Raw genomic sequence first — 21,857 nt, 5'->3', positions numbered from 1 at the left:
GCGGAGCCGGATGGTCATCGGGATCCGGAGTATCTGGTGTCGGTGATCGAGTCGGAGGGTGTGACGGCGACGTCGTTCGTGCCGTCGATGCTCGCGGCGTTCGTCTCTGCTGTCGGCCCGTCGGGATGCAGCTCATTGCGTACCGTGCTGGTTGCCGGTGAAGCGCTGCCGGTGTCCGTCGTGAATTCGGCCGCAGCAGCCTTGCCCGGAGCGGGCATTCACAACCTGTACGGCCCGACCGAGTTCACCGTGCACGCGACGTCGCGTCCCGTGGCGAACGTACCCGGCTGGACCATCTCGGGCGTCGCAGTTCCGATGGGCTCGCCCGTCTGGAATTCCCGTGTGCTGGTGCTCGATTCGCGGCTTCGACCAGTCCCGATCGGTGTCGCAGGTGAGCTGTATCTGACGGGAGCCCAGGTGGCGCGCGGCTACTTCGGCCGTGCCGATCTGACCGCCGACCGGTTCGTGGCGTCGATGTTCGACGACGGATCCCGCATGTACCGCACCGGCGACCTCGTGCGCTGGACCGCTGCCGGTGAACTGGAGTACCTGGGCCGCACGGACTTCCAGGTCAAATTGCGCGGCCTGCGCATCGAACTCGGTGAGATCGAATCGGCCCTCGCGGCACAGGACACAGTGTCGACGGCAGTGGTCCTGGTTCGGTCCGAGCAGCTGGTCGCCTACATCGTTCCTGCCGGCGACTCCACGGCCGATTCCGGTGCGTTGCAGTCCGCTGTAGCCCGCTCGCTTCCGTCGTACATGGTGCCGTCGGCGTTCGTCGTGCTCGACGCCCTTCCGATCGGCGCATCGGGCAAGCTGGATCGAAATGCATTGCCGGAGCCTGTGTTCGAGGCGCGCGCTTTCCGCACACCCACGACACTCGTCGAGGAGATCGTCGCGGGAGTCTTCGCCGACGTGCTCGGTATCGACCGCGTCGGACTCGACGACGACTTCTTCGAATTGGGTGGAAACTCGCTCATCGCGACGCAGGTCGTCTCCCGCGTCGGTGCGGCTCTGAACGCCCGTGTCCCGGTGCGTGTTCTGTTCGAGGCCTCGACAGTCGAGGCGCTTGCCGCACGGGCGGAATCCCACGTCGGGGGCGGTGGACGCGCAGCGCTCGTCGCAGGTGTCCGCCCCGACCACGTACCGCTGTCGCTCGCTCAGCAGCGCATGTGGTTCCTCAACCGATTCGACACCGAATCGGCCGTCAACAACCTGCCCGTCGCCATCCGGATGTCGGGCACGTTGGACGTGTCGGCGCTGCAGGCGGCCGTCGGCGACGTCTTGGCTCGTCACGAGTCGCTGCGTACCGTCTACCCGGAGACCGATGGTGTTGCGGCACAGGTGATTCTGCCGACAGAGGCCGCGGTGCCGGTGCTGACGCCGACGCGCGTCGCCGAGGACGAACTGTTGCCGCGCATCGCCGCGATCGTGGAGACGGGTTTCGACGTCACCACCGAGGTGCCGCTGCACGCTGAACTGTTCGAATTGTCCGCGACCGAGTACGTGTTGGTGTTCGTCGCACACCACATCAGCGCAGACGGCTGGTCGATGGGACCGCTCACGCGCGATGTCATGCTCGCGTACGCAGCGCGGACCGTCGGCGAGGCTCCCGGGTGGTCGCCGCTGGCGATCCAGTACGCCGACTACACACTGTGGCAGCGTGCAGTTCTCGGCGACGAGAACGATCCGGCGTCGCTCATCTCCGCGCAGGCCGACTATTGGAAGACCGCGCTCGATGGCCTCGCCGACGAACTGGTTCTTCCGTTCGACAGGCCGCGGCCCGCCGTGCAGTCCTTCGCGGGTGGAACCTCGCGGTTCTACATCGACGCGGAACTGCACCGCGACCTCGTCGCACTCGCACGCACGACCGGAACGACGCTGTTCATGGTCATGCACTCGGCGTTGGCCGTACTGCTGTCGCGACTGTCGGGCACATCCGACATCGCCGTCGGCACGCCGATCGCCGGCCGCGGCGAAGCGGAACTCGACGACGTCATCGGCATGTTCGTCAACACGCTCGTGCTGCGCTCCGAGGTCGACGCCTCCAAGGGGTTCGCAGACCTGCTGCAGGCGAACCGCGACACGGATCTGAAGGCATTCGGCCACGCGGACATTCCGTTCGAGCGGCTCGTCGAAATCCTGAACCCCGAGCGTTCCACCGCGCGGCATCCGCTGTTCCAGGTGGCGCTGTCGTTCCAGAACTTCCCCGAGACAAGTTTCGAGCTGCCCGGGCTGAAGGTCAGTGCGGTCGACTTCGACATCGATGTCGCGAAATTCGACCTGTCGCTGCTGCTGTCGGAGCACACGGACTCGACCGGCGCGAAGACCGGAATCTCGGCCGAATTCACCTACGCCTCGGCACTGTTCGACCAGAAGACGGTGGACGTCTTCGCTCGTCGCTTCGTGCGCATCCTGCACGGCGTCGTCAGCACGCCCGAGCGCCCGGTCGGCGATCTCATCATTCTCGAGGACGACGAATACGACTGGTTGACGCACGTCCACGGCGACGAGGTCACCCATGGCGGCACGCTTCCCGAGATCTTCGGACGCGGTGTCGAGATCAACCCGGACGGCATCGCGGTCCGCGTGGACGGCCGTTCGATCACCTACCGTGAGCTCGATTCCGAATCCACCCGTATCGCACGGGTTCTCATCGACCGCGGAGCCGGACCCGACGCCATCGTCGCACTGGCCTTCCCCCGGTCGTACGAGATGGTGCTGTCGGTGTGGGCCGTCGCCAAGTCCGGTGCCGCCCACCTGCCGGTCGACCCGACCTATCCGATCGGACGCGTCGAGCACATGCTCGGCGATTCGGGCGCGTTGTTCGGCATCACGTCGACCGAGTTCGCGCCGAACCTGCCGACCACGACCGACTGGATTTCGATCGAGGATCCCGATTTCAGGGAACTGGTCGCGACGCAGTCCGACACGTCCGTCACCGATGCCGACCGGACGTCGCCGCTCGACATCGACCACGCCGCCTACATGATCTACACGTCCGGTTCCACCGGACTGCCGAAGGGCGTCGTCGTCACGCACAGCGGGCTCGGAGGCGTCCTCGATGCAGCGACCGACCTGTACCACCTGGACTCGGATTCCCGGTTCCTGCACATCTGTTCGCCGAGCTTCGACCCGTCGGTGCTCGAGTGGATGGCAGCCTTCTCCGAGGGTGCGACGTTGGTCGTCGTACCCGCGTCGATCATCGGCGGTGACGATCTCGGGGATCTTCTGAAGTCCGAGCAGGTCACCCACACGATCATCACCCCAGCTGTACTGGGCACGGTGGATCCGTCCGGCGTCGACAGTCTGAAGGTCGCGTCCGTCGGCGGCGACGTGACGACGCCCGATCTTCTGGCGCGATGGGCAGCGGGTCGCAAGTACTTCAACGGATACGGCCCGACCGAGACAACGATCATCTCGACGTTCGCCGAGCTGCGGCCCGGTATGCCGATCACCGTCGGTCGACCGATCCACGGCATGTCGGCGCTCGTGCTCGACGGCCGCATGAATCCCGTCCCGGTCGGTGCCGCAGGTGAGCTCTATCTCGCGGGTGGTGCGTTGGCTCGTGGTTACCACGAGCGTTTCGACCTGACGTCGACCCGATTCGTCGCCAATCCGTACGGCGCTCCTGGCACCCGCATGTACCGGACCGGCGACATCGTCCGATGGACGTTCGGATCCGACGCCGTGTCGTTGGATCCGGCTGCCGTCAACATCGAATTCGTCGGGCGCTCCGACTTCCAGATCAAGATCCGTGGCTTCCGCGTCGAGTTGGGCGAGATCGACACCGCGCTCGTGCAACACGACAGCGTGTCGTTCGCTGCGACCCTCGGCCACGAATTACAGTCGGGTCAAACGGCTCTCGTGTCCTACGTGCTGCCGGCCCGTGGCGCGACAGTCGACACGACCGAGCTGTCGGCGTTCGTCGCACGGTCGTTGCCGGCCCACATGGTTCCGGCCGTCATCGTCGTGCTGGACGCCGTCCCGCTGACCCCGGTCGGCAAGTTGGATCGCGCAGCGTTGCCCGAGCCGGTGTTCGAGCAGCAGGAGTTCCGCGCTGCGGGCAACGAAGTCGAGACGATCATCGCCGAGGTGTTCGCGGACGTTCTCGGCCTCGATCGAGTCAGCGTCGACGAGTCGTTCTTCGCGCTCGGCGGCGACAGCATCGTCTCCATTCAGCTCGTGTCCCGCGCGCGTGCACGAGGATTGTCGTTCACGCCTCGCGACGTCTTCGAGCGCAAGTCGGTCGCCGGATTGGCCGAGGTCGCAACCGTTCTGGGCGAGACAGAGGAACGTCCCGTCGTCGCGGAACTTCCCGGTGGCGGCGTCGGACCGCTCGCGCTGACGCCGATCATGCAGTCGATCGTGTGTGGACCGGGTGGGTTCTCCAGGTTCGCACAGTCGGTTGCGGTGACGCTTCCGACCGGAATCGAGCGAGATCTGCTCGGCCGGTCCATCGGTGCGGTTCTCGACCATCACGACGTTCTGCGCTCGGTGCTCGAACGCGCCGAGGGTGGGGAGTGGACGTTCCACGCCCGCGAGGCTGGCGCAGTGAACGTCGACGACCTACTCACTCGCGTCGATCTGGATGCATCCATCGCGGACGACGACCTCGTCGCTCGCGCCGAGACGGAACTCGATGCTGCCAAGGGAAGGCTCGACCCCGAGACCGGCCGAATGGTCGACTTCGTGTGGTTCCACTTCGGTACGGCAGACGGCGACGTCCCGCGTCCCGGAGTCCTGCTGATCGTCGCTCATCACTTCGTCGTCGATGGAGTGTCCTGGCGAATCCTGTTGCCGGACCTCGCAATTGCGTGGGGTCAGGCCGCTGCGGAGCAGAACGTCGCTCTCGCTCCCGTCGGTACGTCGATGCGGCGGTGGGCACACGGTCTCGTCGATGCAGCGCACGACAGTGCCCGCGAGGCCGAAATCACCTGGTGGACAGAGGTTCTCGCGGGTTCCGATCCGGCGCTGGGTGCGAGGATGTTCGATCCCGCGGTCGACACGCTGTCGACCACCGATCGCGTGGACGTCGAGCTGTCGGCGACGGTCACCGAAGCCACACTCACGACGGTGCCTGCACGCTTCAACGGCGGTGTCAACGACGGTCTGCTCGCCGCACTCGTCGTTGCGCTGGCCGAATGGCGTACGCGACGCGGAGTGGATCTGCCCGAGGCGCTCGTCAAGCTCGAAGGCCACGGACGCGAAGAAGCCATCGTGCCAGGGGCGGACCTCTCTCGGACGGTGGGCTGGTTCACCAGCGCGTTCCCCGTTCGCTTCGATGTCCGAGGGATCGACATCGCCGACGCGCTGGCAGCGGGTTCCGCGATGGGCGCCGTCGTCAAGGCGGTCAAGGAACAGCTGCTCGCGGTTCCCGACAAGGGTATGGGGTACGGCCTGCTGCGCTACCTCAACGGCGAGACGTCGAAGGTTCTCGAGGCCTCATCGAACTCGCCGCAGGTGAGCTTCAACTACCTGGGCCGCGTGAGTACCGAAGGAATCTCCGAGGAACTCACCGGGGGAGCCTGGCTGCCGAATCGACTGCTGGCGGATGTCGGTGCACCGGGCGACCCGGACATGCCTGCCAACGCGACGATCGACATCAACTCGGCCGTCGTGGACACCGCAGACGGACCACGTCTGACCGCGAGTTTCACCTACCCGCAGGCACTGCTGTCGCGCGACGATGCGGAAGAGTTCGCGGCGCTGTGGTCGGACGCGTTGAATGCACTCGCCCAGCACATGGCGGGACCGGACGCGGGCGGTCTGACACCGTCGGACGTTCCTCTGATCCCGGTGTCGCAGCACGACATCGATGTGTGGGAGTCCGGCTTCGCAGGTGTCTCCGACATCTGGTCGCTGGCGCCGCTGCAGTCCGGTCTGTTGTTCCACGCGCTCATCGCGCAGACTTCGGGCAGGAGCGAAGCCGGCGGAGCGTCCCAGTCGCTCGACGTGTACACGATGCGGGTGCTGCTGAAGCTGACCGGCACCGTGGATGCAGAGCGGCTCCGGGGTGCCGCCCAGGCACTTCTGGACAGGTACCCGAACCTACGGACCGCGTTCGTCCAGAGCGCCGACGGTACGTCGGTGCAGCTCGTCCTCGATTCCGTCGATGTTCCGTGGCGTGAGCTGGATCTGAGCGACCGACCTGCCGAGCTGCGTGAGGCGGAGTTCGATGCGCTTCGCGCCCGGGACAAGGCCGAGCACTTCGAGCTGACGTCGGCGCCTCTGATGCGCTTCACACTCGTGAAGATGTCGGAAGGCGACTACCGCTTCCTCGTGTCGAGCCATCACCTCCTGCTCGACGGCTGGTCTTCGCCGCTCCTGATGCGGGACCTGTTGGCGCTGTACGCACTTCGTGGTGACGCAGCGGCTCTCCCGCGGGTGCGCTCGTACCGCAACTTCCTCGCATGGGTAGCCGAGCAGGACTTCTCGGCATCGCGGCAGAAGTGGGCCGAGGCGCTCGACGGCGTCTCCGAACCCACGATGCTGTCCTCCGTCGACCAGAACCGTGCAGTGTCCGCCGACGCCGACGAACTACTCCTCGACCTGAGTGCGGCGTTGTCGTCGACGCTGCAGTCTGCGGCTGCGCGCCTCGGCGTCACGCTCAACACCATGGTCCAGGCCGCCTGGGGCATCCTGCTCGGGCGCACGACCGGCAGCGACGACGTCGTCTTCGGCGCCACGGTGTCGGGTCGGCCGGCCGGCCTGACCGGCGTCGAATCGATGGTCGGACTGTTCATCAACACGCTGCCCGTCCGCGTGCGGTTCGACGGACACGAGTCCATCTCGTCGATGCTGACGACACTTCAGGGCGAGCAGGCAGATCTGCTCGATCATCACTACTTGGGCCTCAACGAGATTCAGCGTGACGTCAAGATCGGCGCACTGTTCGACACTCTGACGGTCTTCGAGTCGTACCCCGTCGACGAAGCAGGTCTCGCCGAGCAGGCGAAGAACATCGACGGCATGTCCGTGGCAGACGTGGCACTCGAGGATGCCACTCACTACCCGCTGACCCTGCTCATCGCCGTCGACAGCCAGGTGCATCTGAAGCTCAAGTACTTGACGGACGCCTTCACCGCCGCAGACGTGGCGTCGATGATGGGCAAACTCGAGCGCATCTTCGAGGCCATTGCAGCCGATCAGACTGTGCCTGTCGGCGATATCGATCTGGCCGACGACGCGGAACGAGTGTTGCTCGAGGGGGTGAACGACACTGCGTACGAGGTGGATTCGTCGGCGACGTTGGTGTCGTTGTTCGATGCGCAGGTCGCGAGGACTCCTGATGCGGTGGCGTTGGTGTTCGAGGGCGAGTCGTTGACGTACGCGGAGTTCGATGCTCGCGCGAATCGTGTTGCGCGGTATTTGGTGTCGCGTGGAATCGGCCCGGAGTCGTTGGTGGCGCTTGCGATGCGCCGTTCGTTCGATCTGATGGTCGGGTTGTACGGCGTGGTCAAGGCAGGCGCGGGATACGTGCCGGTCGATCCGGACCAGCCTGCCGAGCGGGTTGCGTACATCCTGGACACGGCGCAGGTCTCGGTGGCGTTGTCGACGTCGCGCGATGCATTCGAATCCGGCAGCGCCGACGGCGTCGATGTCGTCCTGCTGGACGAGATCGCGCTCGGCTCGTTCTCGGATGCGCCGGTGGCGGATGTGGAGCGGGTGTCGCCTTTGGTGGCATCGAATGTGGCGTACGTGTTGTTCACGTCGGGTTCGACGGGTCGGCCGAAGGGTGTGGCGATCAGTCATCGGGCGATCGTGAATCGCTTGGTGTGGATGCAGGATCAGTACGAGCTTCACGGCGATGACGTTGTCGTGCAGAAGACTCCGGTGACGTTCGATGTGTCGGTGTGGGAGTTGTTCTGGCCGTTGCAGGTGGGTGCGCGGTTGGTGGTTGCGCGTCCGGATGGTCATCGTGATCCGGTGTATCTCGCTGGGTTGATGCGTGATGAGCGGGTGTCGGTGGCGCATTTCGTGCCGTCGTTGTTGGCGGTGTTCGCGGCCGAGCCGGCTGCGCGTGAGGTGTCGGGTCTGCGGTGGGTGTTCGCGTCGGGTGAGGCTCTGCCGGTCGCTACCGCACGGTCGGTCGCGGCGGCGTTGCCGGCTGCTCGGTTGGTGAATTTGTACGGTCCGACGGAGGCGGCTGTCGATGTGACGTATCACGAGTTCACGTCGGATGACGTGGTGGTCGTTCCGATCGGTCGCCCGGTGTACAACACCGAGGTTCGTGTTCTCGATGGCCGTCTGCGTGCGGTGTCGGTGGGCATGGTGGGTGAGTTGTATCTGGCGGGTGTGCAGTTGGCTCGTGCGTATTACGGGCGCCCGGATCTGTCGGCGGATCGGTTCGTTGCGGATCCGTTCGGTGATGGTGGTCGGTTGTATCGGACGGGTGACCTGGTGCGGTGGTCGGCGTCGGGTGAGTTGGAGTACATCGGTCGGTCGGATTTCCAGGTGAAGTTGCGTGGTCTGCGGATCGAGTTGGGGGAGATCGAGTCTGCGTTGTTGACCGATGCGTCGGTCGCACAGGCCGTCGTCCAGGTTCGGCAGGATCAGTTGGTCGCCTACGTCGTACCGGCGTCGGGCGCCAGCGTCGACATTCCGTCGCTGCTGCAGTCGGCAGCTGTGCTGGTTCCGGAGTACATGGTCCCCGCGATGGTCCTGGTGTTGGACGAGCTGCCGCTCGGGTCGTCGGGCAAACTGGATCGAAAAGCATTGCCGGACCCCGTCTTCGAGAGCACTGCGGACTTCCGTGAGGCCGAGACCGACGTCGAACGTGTTCTCGGCGACGTGTTCGCCGAGGTTCTCGGGCTCGAGCGCGTCGGCGTCGACGATTCGTTCTTCGCGCTCGGTGGAGACAGCATCGTCTCGATCCAGCTCGTCGCCCGCGCACGCGCCAGGGGAGTGGTGATCGCTCCGCGAGATGTGTTCGAGCAGAAGACCGTTGCGCGTCTCGCCGCGGTAGCAACCACCGAGACCCTCGTTGGCAAGGCCGTCCTCGAGGAACTCGACGGTGGCGGCGTCGGCTCGATGCCGCTCACCCCGTTCGCGCAGTTGATGATTCAGCGGGCCGGGAGTGGAGCCCGCAGGAACGACCCGGGATTGGGAAGCTCGTTCGACCGGTTCGTGCAGACAGTGACGCTGGATCTTCCTGCGGCGATCGACCGCCAGGGAATCGCACGCACGGTCGCAGCCGTCGTCGACCGGCACGACGGCCTGCGCGCACAGCTCGTCGAGGACTCCCAGGGGTGGAGTCTCGAGATTTCCGCACCCGGTTCCGTCGAAGCGGATGCGTTGATCGACCGGGTCGAGATCGACCCCGACGTCGACGCTGCAGCAGTGCTGGACATCGCGGCCGATGCCGTGAACCAGTCGATGAACTACCTCGATCCGCGAGCCGGCAGCATGCTTCGATTCGTGTGGATCGACTTCGGGCCCACGCGTTCCGGACGTCTCGTCGTCGTCGCACATCACCTCGTCGTCGACGGTGTCTCGTGGCGAATTCTGGTGCCGGACTTCGTAGCTGCGTGGGCACAGGTGTCCCTCGGTCACGATCCGGTTCTGCCCGAGGTCGGTACGTCCGAGCGCCGGTGGGCTCATGCACTGCGCGAAGAGTCGTACCGCGACGAGCGTGTCGCGGAACTGCCTGTGTGGCAGGCGATCTCGGGCACCGAGGATCCGACACTCGGATCCCGGCCGTTCGACCCCGCGCTGGATGTCCAGTCGACCGTCGAGCGCATCTCCGCTGTCGTTCCTGCGGACGTGACGAAGGCACTGCTGACGGCGGTGCCCGAGGCGTTCCGCGGCGGCGTGAACGACGGACTTCTCACTGCACTCGCGGTTGCCGTGACTCGCTGGCGTACAGCTCGTGGCGTCGACGCACCGTCGACGCTCGTGCAGCTCGAAGGCCACGGCCGTGAAGAAGAGCTCGTTCCCGGGGCAGACCTGTCCCGCACTGTGGGGTGGTTCACCAGCGTGTACCCGGTACGCCTCGACCTGTCGGGAATCGATGCCGCGGAGGCACTTGCGGTCGGTACCGAGATGGCTCGCGCGATCAAGGCAGTGAAGGAACAACTGCTCGCCGTTCCCGACAAGGGCATGGGCTACGGGCTGCTGCGCTACATGAACGCCGAGACCGGTGTCGAACTGGCAGCGCTGGCCGACGGGCAGATCAGCTTCAACTACCTCGGCCGTGTGACGACGGGAGAACTTCCCGAAGGACTCGATGGTTGGGTTCCCGCCTCCGATTTCGACGACCTGACGGTTGTCGGTGACGCCGACATGCCTGCCAACAAGACGGTGGACATCAACGCGATCGTGCGCGGGACCGGTGACAACTCCGAGCTCGCCGCAACCTTCGCGTTCCCGACCGGCGCGATCGATCGCGCCGATGTCCAGGAGCTCGCCGACACGTGGGTCGCGGCGCTCGTTGCTCTCGCGGCGCACGTCACCGATGGTTCGGCCGGTGGCCTGACGCCGTCCGACGTGCCGCTCGCTCCCGTCACGCAGCGTGACATCGACGTCGTCGAATCGCAGTTCCCGGCAGTGACCGATATCTGGTCGTTGTCGCCGCTGCAGTCCGGACTCCTGTTCCACGCGAAGCTCGCGGGCACCGATCTCGACGTCTACACCATGCAGATGGTGCTGACGTTGTCCGGCGAGGTGGACACGGAACGACTCCGTGGTGCCGCGCAGGCACTGCTGAACCGCTACGACAATCTGCGCACCGCGTTCGTGACGACATCGGCCGGTTCGTCGGTTCAGGTCGTCGTCCAGGACGTGACGGTGCCGTGGACGGAGCACGACCTCTCCGGCGTTCCCGAGAGCGACCGCCTCGCCGCGTACGAACGTCTGCGGGCCGAGGAGCAGTCAGCGCAATTCGACACGGCCGCAGCACCTCTCGTGCGATTCACGCTGGTGAAGCTGTCGGACGGCGAATTCAAGCTGCTGTTCGCGAACCACCACATTCTCATCGACGGTTGGTCCATGCCGCTGCTGATGAAGGATCTGCTGGTTCTGTACGCCGTGCGCGGCGACGCGACGTCGTTGCCGCGCGTCCCGTCGTACCGCACGTTCCTGTCGTGGATCGAGCGCCAGAACCATGCGGAGTCCGCAGCCGTCTGGGCACGTGCGCTCGACGACGCTCCCGAGCCGACTCTGATGGCGCCCTCGGCTGCGGGACGAGAGATCACCGCCCGTGCGGGTGCCGTGGAACTGTCGATGTCCGCTGAACTGTCGGCGTCGTTGTCCGCGTTGGGCGCTCGGCTCGGCGTGACGGTCAACACCCTCGTCCAGGCAGCGTGGGGCATGTTGCTGTCGGCATCCACCGGCCGCGACGACGTGGTCTTCGGTGCAACAGTGTCCGGCCGTCCCGCGTCGCTTCCCGGCGTCGAATCGATGGTCGGCCTGTTCATCAACACGCTGCCCGTCCGCGTCCGAATCGACTCGTCGGAGTCGCTCGAATCGGCGCTGACGCGTCTGCAGAGCGAGCAGGCGGATCTGCTGGATCACCACTACCTCGGTCTGACCGACATCCAGCGCGCCGCACACGTCGGCACGCTGTTCGACACGCTGACGGTGTTCGAGTCGTACCCCGTCGACGAGGCAGGTCTGGCGGCTCAGGCGTCGAACATCGACGGCATGGCAGTCACGGGCGTCGACTCGAACGACAGCACGCACTACCCGCTGACCCTGCTCATCGTGTCGGACGATCGAATCCGGCTGACGCTCAAGTACTTCGAAGACCTGTTCTCGGCCGATCAGGTCACCGCGATGCTCGCTCGCGTGCAACGGATCCTCGAGGCGATCGCAACCGATCCCACCATGGCTGTCGGAGACGTCGACCTGTTGGACGCTGCCGAGCGCGATCTGGTGCTGTCCACGTGGAACGACACCGATCACGACGTCGATGATCAGCTGTTGCTGGATGCCTTCCACGAGCAGGTCGAGCGGACGCCCGACGCCGTCGCCCTGACCTTCGAGGACGAGTCCCTGACCTACCGCGAATTCGCGGACCGGGTGGGTCGCTTGGCGCGATACCTCGTCGGCGAAGGCGTCGGACCGGAATCGACGGTCGCGATCGGCATTCGCAGGTCGTTCGATCTCCTGGTGTCCGTCTACGCGGTCATCGAGGCCGGGGGCGCGTACGTTCCGGTGGATCCGGAGCAGCCGGCCGAACGCGTCGACTACATCGTCGACACCTCAGCTGCCGCACTGATTCTGACGACAGAGCGTGACGGATCTACTGTCTCGGGTGGTGCCCGCGTCGTGAACGTGGACCAGCTGGACCTCAGCGGTTTCTCGTCGGCCCGACTGACGGAGTCCGAGCGTCCGTCGTCGTCCGACGGCAGTGCGTACGTGCTGTTCACCTCGGGATCCACGGGTCGGCCGAAGGGCGTGACCATCGGCCACCGTGCCATCGTCAACCGTCTCGACTGGATGCAGGCCGAGTACTCACTCGGCAGCTCCGATGTCGTGATCCAGAAGACACCCGTCACGTTCGACGTGTCGGTGTGGGAACTGTTCTGGCCGTTGCGCGTCGGTGCACGGATGGTCATTGCGCGACCCGACGGGCATCGCGATCCGGCGTACCTCGCCGAGCTCATCGCGAGCGAGTCCGTGACAGTGGCGCACTTCGTGCCGTCCATGCTCGCCGTCTTCACGGCCGAACCGACGGCACGCACCGCCACGAGTCTGAGGTGGGTCTTCGCCTCCGGCGAGGCACTCCCGTCGACGACGGCAGCAAGCCTCGTCTCGACGGTTCCGTCCGCTCGTATGGTCAACCTGTACGGACCGACCGAGGCTGCGGTCGACGTGACGTACCACGAGTACACACCTGTCGACGTCAATGGCGTTCCGATCGGCAAGCCCGTGTTCAACACTCGGGTGTACGTGTTGGACAACGCATTACGGCCCACCCCGGTCGGCGCCGAGGGAGAGCTCTACCTCGGGGGCGTCCAGCTCGCACGTGGCTATGCGTCACGTCCGGACCTGACCGCGGACCGCTTCGTGGCCAACCCGTTCGGCGGCGGACGTCTGTACCGCACGGGTGACGTCGTGCGCTGGAGCGCCGACGGCGAGCTCGTGTACGTCGGTCGTTCGGACTTCCAGGTCAAGCTGCGCGGGCAGCGCATCGAACTCGGTGAGATCGAATCGGCCTTGCTCGCAGGCGAATCCGTCGCACATGCGGTCGTCGCGGTGCGTGACGATCGACTCGTTGCGTGGATCGTCTTCACGTCTGCTGTCGAGAGTGACCAGGGGACAGTCGATTCCGTGCTCGCCGATGCAGCTGAGCGGCTGCCGTCGTACATGGTTCCGTCGGCCGTCGTGGTGCTCGACGATCTCCCGCTGACGTCGTCGGGCAAGCTCGACCGCAAGGCACTGCCGGAACCGGAGGTCGCGGCTGCCGAATATCGCGCTCCGGGAACACCGATCGAGCAGGCCGTCGCGGACGTCTTCGCGGAGGTACTCGGAGTCGACCGTGTCGGCCTCGACGACGACTTCTTCTCGCTCGGTGGTAACTCGCTCATCGCGACACAGGTCGTGGCACGACTGAGCGCGGCCCTGGACGCGCAGGTCCCCGTTCGTGCGTTGTTCGACGCGACGACCGTCGGTGCGTTGGCCCGCCGCGTCGAGGATCACGTCGGCGCCGGAGCTCGTGCGGCGCTCGTGGCAGGTCCGCGACCCGAGCGTGTTCCGCTGTCGCTCGCTCAGCAGCGCATGTGGTTCCTCAACCGCTTCGACACCGAGTCGTCGGTGAACAACATTCCAGTCGCGATCCGTTTGACCGGGTCGTTGGACATCGCCGCGCTGAGGCAGGCGATTTCGGACGTCGTATCTCGCCACGAGACGATGCGCACGATCTATCCGGAGTTCGACGGTGTCGGGCACCAGGTCGTGCTGCCCGAAGCAGACGTCGAGGTGGATCTGACCCCGATCTCAGTGTCGGAGCAGGACGTTCTCGCGACGGTCGTCGACATCGTGTCCGGCGGATTCGACGTCACGCGTGAGGTGCCGGTGCGGGTGCGGCTGCTCGCAGTGGGCAGCGACGATCATGTGCTCGTGTTCGTGGTTCACCACATCGCGTCCGACGGCTTCTCGATGCGACCGCTGACGACCGACGTCATGGTCGCCTACGCCGCCCGCGCGGCGGGCTCCGCTCCTGCATCAACGGGTCACTCCGCAGGCTCCGCTCCTGCCTGGACGGCGTTGCCCGTGCAGTACGCGGATTACGCGGTATGGCAGCGCGAGGTGCTCGGCACCGAGGACGACGCGACGTCGGTTGCATCGCAGCAGGTCTCGTACTGGACCCGTCAGCTCTCGGGTCTGGCCGATCAGATCGAGTTGCCGTTCGATTACGCGCGGCCTGCAGTGGCGACCAACCGTGGTCGTACGACGTCGTTCGCGGTGTCGCCGGACCTGCATCGTGCGCTGGATGCTGTTGCGCGCGAGAACAACTCGACGCTGTTCATGGTCGTGCACGCCGCACTCGCCGTGTTGATGTCGAGACTGTCCGCGTCCGAGGACGTGGCCATCGGTACTCCGATCGCAGGACGTGGCGAGGCCGAACTCGACGACCTCATCGGCATGTTCGTCAACACGTTGGTGCTGCGCACACAGGTCGAGCCGTCGACGACATTCCGGGATGTGCTGGCGCACGCACGCGAGACGGACCTGGCGGCGTTCGCCCACGCGGACGTCCCCTTCGAGCGACTCGTCGAGGTGCTCGATCCGGAGCGGTCGCAGTCACGGCACCCCCTCGTGCAGGTGGTGCTGGCCTTCCAGAACCTCGGGCGGACCGCGCTCGAACTGCCGAACCTGTCCGTCGAAGCGCTCGAATTCGACGCGGGGATCGCGAAGTTCGACCTGCAGTTCACGTTCGAGGAAGTCGAGAACGGCGGTCTGACCTGCTACATCAGCTACGCGAGCGATCTGTTCGACGCAGCAACGGTCGACCGGTTCGGTAGCCAGTTCCATGCGGTGCTGGAGGGCGTGGTCGCGGATGCGTCGACGGCGGTCGGTGACGTCGACATCGTCGATGCCGATACGCGTGATCGTGTTCTGACGCAGTGGAGTTCGTCTGGTCCGGATGTGTCGGTCGGTGCGGGTACGTTGGTCGACCGATTCGATGCGGTGGTCGCGTCGCATCCGAAGTCGGTGGCGGTGCGCTTCCAGGACGAGTCGCTGTCGTACGCGGAGCTCGATGCGCGGGTGAACCGACTCGCGCGCAGGTTGATCGCGGTCGGTGCGGGTCCGGATTCGTTGGTGGCTGTGGCGTTGCCGCGGTCGGCGGATCTCGTCGTGGCGTTGCTCGCGGTGATCAAGTCCGGTGCCGGGTACCTGCCGGTGGATCCGACGTACCCGGCCGAGCGCATCGAGTTCATGATGTCGGACGCGGCGCCGGTGGCGGTCGTGACGACACCCGAGGTGTCGGCAGGGGAGTCGATGGCGGGTGTGCGCGGAGCGGGCATCCCGGTCGTCGATGTGGCACAGGACGATTCGGATGACTCGTCGCAGATTTCGGATGCCGATCGTCTGGCGCCCCTGTCGGCGGACAGCCTGGCGTACGTCATCTACACGTCGGGTTCGACGGGTCGGCCGAAGGGTGTGTTGATTCCGCATTCGACCGTGCTGCGGTTGATGGACAACACCGACGGTTCGTTCGGGTTCGACGACAGCGACGTGTGGACGATGTTCCACTCGTACGCATTCGACTTCTCGGTGTGGGAGTTGTGGGGTCCACTGCTGTACGGCGGCACGTTGGTCATGGTCGACTACTTCACGTCGCGTTCGCCGGAGGCGTTCCGTGAACTGCTGGTCACCGAGGGTGTCACAGTGCTCAACCAGACGCCGTCGGCGTTCTATCAGCTGGCCGAGCTCGATCGTGCCGGTCGTGCGGACGCGGGTGAGTTGTCGCTGCGGTACGTGGTGTTCGGTGGTGAGGCCTTGGAGCCGCGCCGACTCGAAGGCTGGTTCGCGCGTCACGGCGACGGCAGCGAGTCCGGACCGCTCCTGGTCAACATGTACGGCATCACCGAGACGACGGTGCACGTGTCGTTCCGCGCGTTGTCGACCGAATCCGTCGGGTCGGCGTCGGTCATCGGTGCACCGATTTCGGGTCTTGGGGTCTACGTCCTCGACACCCGTCTGCAGCCCGTTCCCGTCGGTGTCGCGGGTGAGCTCTACGTGTCGGGTGGTCAGTTGGCGCGCGGTTACCTCGGACGTGCCGATCTGTCGTCGGTTCGCTTCGTGGCCAACCCGTTCGGTGACGGCCGGTTGTATCGCACCGGTGACGTGGCGCGGTGGACCGAGACACAGTCCGGTGTCGGTGAACTCGTTTACCTGGGTCGTGCTGATGATCAGGTGAAGGTGCGTGGTTTCCGTATCGAACTCGGCGAGGTCGAAGCCGCAGTGTCGGCGCAGCCGGGTGTGACTGCTGCTGCCGTCATCGTCCGCGAGGACACCCCTGGTGCCACCCGTCTGGTCGCCTACGTCGTCGGCACGTCGGATACCGAGTCGGTGCGGTCCGGCGTCGCGACGCTCGTGCCGGAGTACATGGTGCCGTCGGCGTTCGTCGTGCTCGACGAGATCCCGTTGACGGTGAACGGCAAGCTCGATCGCCGGGCCTTGCCGGTGCCGGTCGCTGCCGCGGTGGAGTTCCGTGCACCGTCGACTCCGCTCGAGGAGATCGTGGCCGGCGTGTTCGCCGACGTGCTCGGTGTGGCACGAGTCGGTGTCGACGACGACTTCTTCGCCCTCGGCGGTAACTCGCTGATCGCGACGCAGGTCGTGTCGAGGCTGGGTGCTGCGTTGGATACTCAGGTTCCGGTGCGCCTGCTGTTCGAGGCGTCCTCGGTCGGCGATCTTGCGGGTCGAGTGGAGTCGTCGGTCGGTACCGGCGGCCGTAAGGAACTCGTGGCGCGGGAGCGTCCGCAACACGTGCCGCTATCGCTGGCTCAGCGACGCATGTGGTTCCTCAACCGCTTCGACAGTGCGTCGACGGCGTACAACATTCCGATGGCGCTACGGCTGTCGGGTGCTCTCGACGAGGATGCATTCGCCGAGGCGATCGGCGATCTCGTCGCACGCCATGAAACGCTGCGCACGATCTACCCGGACACCGATTCCGGTCCGGCGCAGAAGGTCCTGACACCGGACCAGGCAGGCATCGCGCTCGCTGTCGACTCGGTCGACGCTGCGTCGGTCACCGAGAAGGTGCTCGCACTCGCGGCGTCGCAGTTCGACGTCACCACCGAGGTGCCCGTGCGCATCACGTTGTTCCGTATCGAAGGGGATGCCCCCGAGTACGTCCTCGCGATGGTCGTGCACCACATCTCCGCGGACGGCTCGTCGATGGTTCCCGTGACGACGGACTTGATGACGGCGTACGCCTCCCGGACCCGTGGGCAGTCCCCGGACTGGGCGCCTCTGCCGGTGCAGTACGCGGACTACGCGCTGTGGCAGCGGGACGTGCTCGGTGACGAGGACGATCCGACGTCGGTCGGCGCACGTCAACTCGAGTACTGGAAGAACCAACTCGCCGACCTGCCCGATCAGCTGACGCTTCCGATCGACAAGCCGCGGCCTGCCGATCAGAGCTTCCGTGGTGATCGCGTCGAATTCGCGGTGCCTGCGACAACGCATGCGGCACTGCAGGATCTGGCTCGCGAGAACAACGCCACGGTGTTCATGGCTGTGCACGCTGCGTTCTCGGTCCTGCTGTCGCGTCTGTCGGGCATGACGGACATCGCCGTCGGTACGCCGATCGCAGGTCGCGGTGAGGCAGTTCTCGACAACCTCGTCGGAATGTTCGTGAACACGTTGGTCTTCCGGCTCGATGTCGCGGGGGAGCGCACCTTCGCCGAGCTGCTCGAGTCGGCTCGGGAGACGGATTTGCAGGCCTTCGCCAACGCGGACGTTCCATTCGAGCGTCTCGTCGAAGTACTCAACCCGGCACGGTCGACGGCACGGCACCCGCTGTTCCAGGTCGGCTTCTCGTTCCAGAATGTCGCGCGATCGAGTCTCGAGCTCGGTGACCTGACGGTGTCCGCGGTCGACGCGGATTCGGGCAACTCGCAGTTCGATCTGCACCTGATCCTCGCCGATCACTACGACGACGCCGGTGCGCCTGCAGGTTTCGAGGCGATCATGACGTACGCGAGCGATCTGTTCGAGCGTTCGACGGTCGAAGGGATCGTCGAACGGTTCGTGCGGGTACTGGAATCCGTCACGCAGGCACCGTCCCTTGCCGTCGGCGACATCGCCGTTCTCGACGAGGACGAACGCGTCGAACTCGTGTCCGGCTGGAACGACACCCGACACGACACGGATTCGAGCGCAACACTCGTCGACCTGTTCGACGAGCAGGTGCGTCGTGACCCCGCCGCCACAGCATTGGTGTACGAGGGTGAGTCGGTCTCCTACGGAGAGTTCGATGCTCGCGTGAACCGCGTGGCTCGTTCGCTGATCGGCCGCGGCGTCGGGCCGGAGTCGTTGGTGGGCTTGGCGATTCGCCGGTCGGTTGACCTGCTCGTCGGTATGTATGCCATCGTCAAGGCCGGCGGCGCGTACGTGCCGATCGATCCTGATCAACCCGTCGAGCGAATCGAGTACATCCTCGGTGTCGCGAATCCGGTCTGCGTGATCACCGTCGGAGACGACATCGCGTCGGACTCGATCGTCACGCTCGCGGACCTCGACAACGACGGTGACGCGTCGCCGATCGCTCCGCAGGAACGGCTCGCGCCGCTGCGCCCCGAGAACACCGCCTACGTGATCTTCACGTCCGGTTCGACGGGCAAGCCCAAGGGTGTCGCCGTGTCGCACGGCGCGATCGTCAACCAGCTGTTGTGGAAGCATGCCGAATTCGACATGGGGCCAACGGATTCCGTGCTGCTGAAGACAGTCGCGACGTTCGACCTGTCGGTGTGGGAATTCTGGTCGGCGTCGACGGTCGGCGCGAAGACCGTCGTCGCGACCGCCGACGGCCACCGCGACCCGGACTACCTCCTCGCGCTGCTGCGTGACGAGGCCGTCACGACTCTGCACGTCGTTCCGTCGATGTTGTCGATGCTGACGACCGTCGCGGGTGGAACGCTGCCCAGTACGTTGCGACGCATCCTCGCGATCGGTGAGGCACTGCCGCCTGCCACTGCTCAGGCGTTCCGTCGGAACAATTCGGCGCAGCTGTTCAACCTGTACGGACCGACCGAGGCGGCGGTGTCGATCACGTCGCACCTGGTCACCGACGCAGATGTCACGACGGTTCCGATCGGCCGCCCCGAGTGGAACAGCGAGGTGTTCGTCCTCGACGGTCGCCTGCAGCCGGTGCCCGTCGGCGTCAGCGGTGAGCTCTACCTCGCCGGTGCGCAGTTGGCACGCGGATACCACGGCCGGTCGGATCTGACGGCGGATCGGTTCGTCGCGAGCCCGTTCTCTGCCGATGGCGCGCGCATGTACCGCACCGGCGACGTCGTCCGGTGGACGGCGTCGGGTGAACTCGACTACGTCGAGCGTGCCGATTTCCAGGTGAAGGTGCGCGGTTACCGCATCGAGCTCGGTGAGATCGAGACGGCATTGCGTGCTCAGGACACCGTCCGCGACGTTGCCGTCACCGTCGTGAACGACGACCGCACCGGTGATCAACTGGTGGCGTACGTGGTGTCCACAGACGGCGAATTCGATGTGGCGTCGTCGCGTGCGGCTCTGTCGTCGAGCCTGCCGTCGTACATGGTGCCGTCGGCGTACGTCGTTCTGGATGCGTTGCCGCTGAACACGAACGGCAAGCTCGATCGCAAGGCGTTGCCGAAGCCGGAGGTCGTGCTCGGAGAATTCCGGGCGCCGACCAACCCGGTCGAGGAAGTGGTGGTCAGGACTCTGGCCGACGTTCTCGGTATCGATCGCATCGGTCTGGACGACGTTTTCTTCGAGCTCGGCGGCAACTCGCTGATCGCGACGCAGGTCGTGTCGAGGCTCGGTGCTGCGCTGGATACTCAGATTCCGGTGCGAACACTGTTCGAGGCGTCGACCGTCGAGGCATTGGCGGCGAGGATTCAGCCTCTCGTCGGCGGCGGCGCCCGGGTGCCGCTCGTCGCGCGAGAAAGGCCGGCGTCGGTGCCGTTGTCGCTCGCGCAGCAGCGCATGTGGACGTTGAACCAGGTCGATCCCGAGTCGGCGGCGTACAACATCCCGGCTGCGGTCCGGTTCTCCGGCGCGCTCGACACGGACGCATTCGCTGCTGCGATGGCCGACGTCATCGAGCGGCACGAGGTGTTGCGCACTCGGTACCCGGACAGCGACGACGGCCCTGTGCAGGTCATCGGCTCGGTCGCCGACGCGCTTCCCGATCTGACGCCGATCCCGGTGTCGGAATCCGAGGTGTTCGAGCGAGTCGGTGCCGTCCTGGGTGCCGGGTTCGACGTCACGACCGAGGTTCCGGTGCGGGCGGCTCTGTTCGCGCTCGGCGAGACCGAATACGTGTTCGCTCTTGTCGCGCATCACATCACGGCAGACGGATTCTCGATGCGGCCGCTGATTCGCGACGTCATGCTGGCGTACACGTCACGTGCAGCGGGCGACGGTCCGCAGTGGGCACCCTTGCCGGTGCAGTACGCGGACTTCAGTCTCTGGCAGCGCGAGGTTCTCGGAAGCGAGGACGATCCCGACAGCGCCCTCTCGACGCAGCTGGCGTACTGGAACCGCGAGCTGGCGGGTCTGCCGGAGCTGTTGCCACTGCCGACGGACCACCCGCGCCCGCCGCGGCAGTCGACGATCGGTGCTGCGTACGAGTTCTCGTTCGGACCCGAGATCGCCCAGCGACTCGAGAAGACGGCGCGCGAGCACAATGCGACGGTCTTCATGGTCGTGCACAGTGCACTCGCCGTCCTGCTCGCTCGACTGAGCGGCACCGACGACATCGCCATCGGTACACCGACGGCAGGTCGTGGTGAAGAGGCGCTCGACGACCTCGTCGGAATGTTCGTCAACACACTGGTACTGCGGACCCACGTCGAAGGCGGCATCACGTTCGCGGAGCTCCTGGCTCGGACACGTGACACCGATCTCGCGGCGTTCGGTCATGCGGACGTGCCGTTCGAGCGGCTCGTGGAATCGATGGGTCGCACGACGGGAGGCAGGTCGCGGTCGAGTGCTTTCTCGCCGCTGTTCCAGGTGATGTTGACGTTCCAGAACGCGGTGAGCGGAACGTTCGCGCTGCCGGGTCTCGAGGTGTCGACGCTGGCAGCCGACGAGGACCAGGCGAAGTTCGACCTGCAGCTGACCGCGATCGAGCAGTTCGACGACTCGGGTGCGCTGGCCGAAGTCAAGGCACTGTTCAACTACGCTACGTCGCTGTTCACCCGGTCGACGGTCGAGAAGTTCGCCGACAGGTTCCTGCGGATCCTCGACGCGGTGACTCAGGACCCGTCCGTGACGCTGCGTTCGATCGACATCCTGTCGGAGGCGGAGCGTGCAGCGTTCGCGCCGAAGCGGGCGGCGAAGACCGTCGACGACCTTCCGGCGCTCGTGTCGGAAGCAGCCGCGGCTGCACCGTCGGCGATCGCGTTGACCCACGAGGGCACCGACGTCACGTTCGAGGAGCTGAACACCAAGATCGGTGGCGTGTCGAAGGCCATGGGTGCGACGCTCAAGGCCGAGGCGCTGATCACGGTTGCGTTGTCGCAACTCGTTCCGGGCATCTTGCCTGCGTTGGGTGCCGAAGGGTACGCAGCGCTGGTCGCGTCGATGATCGAGACCGCAGCGTCCGTGATCGAGGGGTGAGTCTGCCGAGCACCCCACAGATTCGGTAGCACCCCTGCGCCGTCAGTAGGCTTCGGACGGCTGCGATAATCGAGGTT

General features: G+C 65.7%; 1 protein-coding gene. It reads left to right on the top strand.

Features of this window, described 5'->3' with window-relative positions; all coding sequences use genetic code 11:
* Positions 1–21,780: non-ribosomal peptide synthase/polyketide synthase (locus CHB96_RS27075; protein WP_141136586.1), on the top strand; the 21,780-nt coding region annotated here is incomplete at its 5' end.
* Positions 21,781–21,857 lie beyond the last annotated feature (77 nt).

The sequence above is a fragment of the Rhodococcoides kyotonense genome, assembly GCF_900188125.1.
Classification (GTDB): Bacteria; Actinomycetota; Actinomycetes; order Mycobacteriales; family Mycobacteriaceae; genus Rhodococcoides; species Rhodococcoides kyotonense.
Note: the sequence above shows the minus strand (reverse complement) of the source record. Positions and strands in the feature narration are given on the sequence as shown.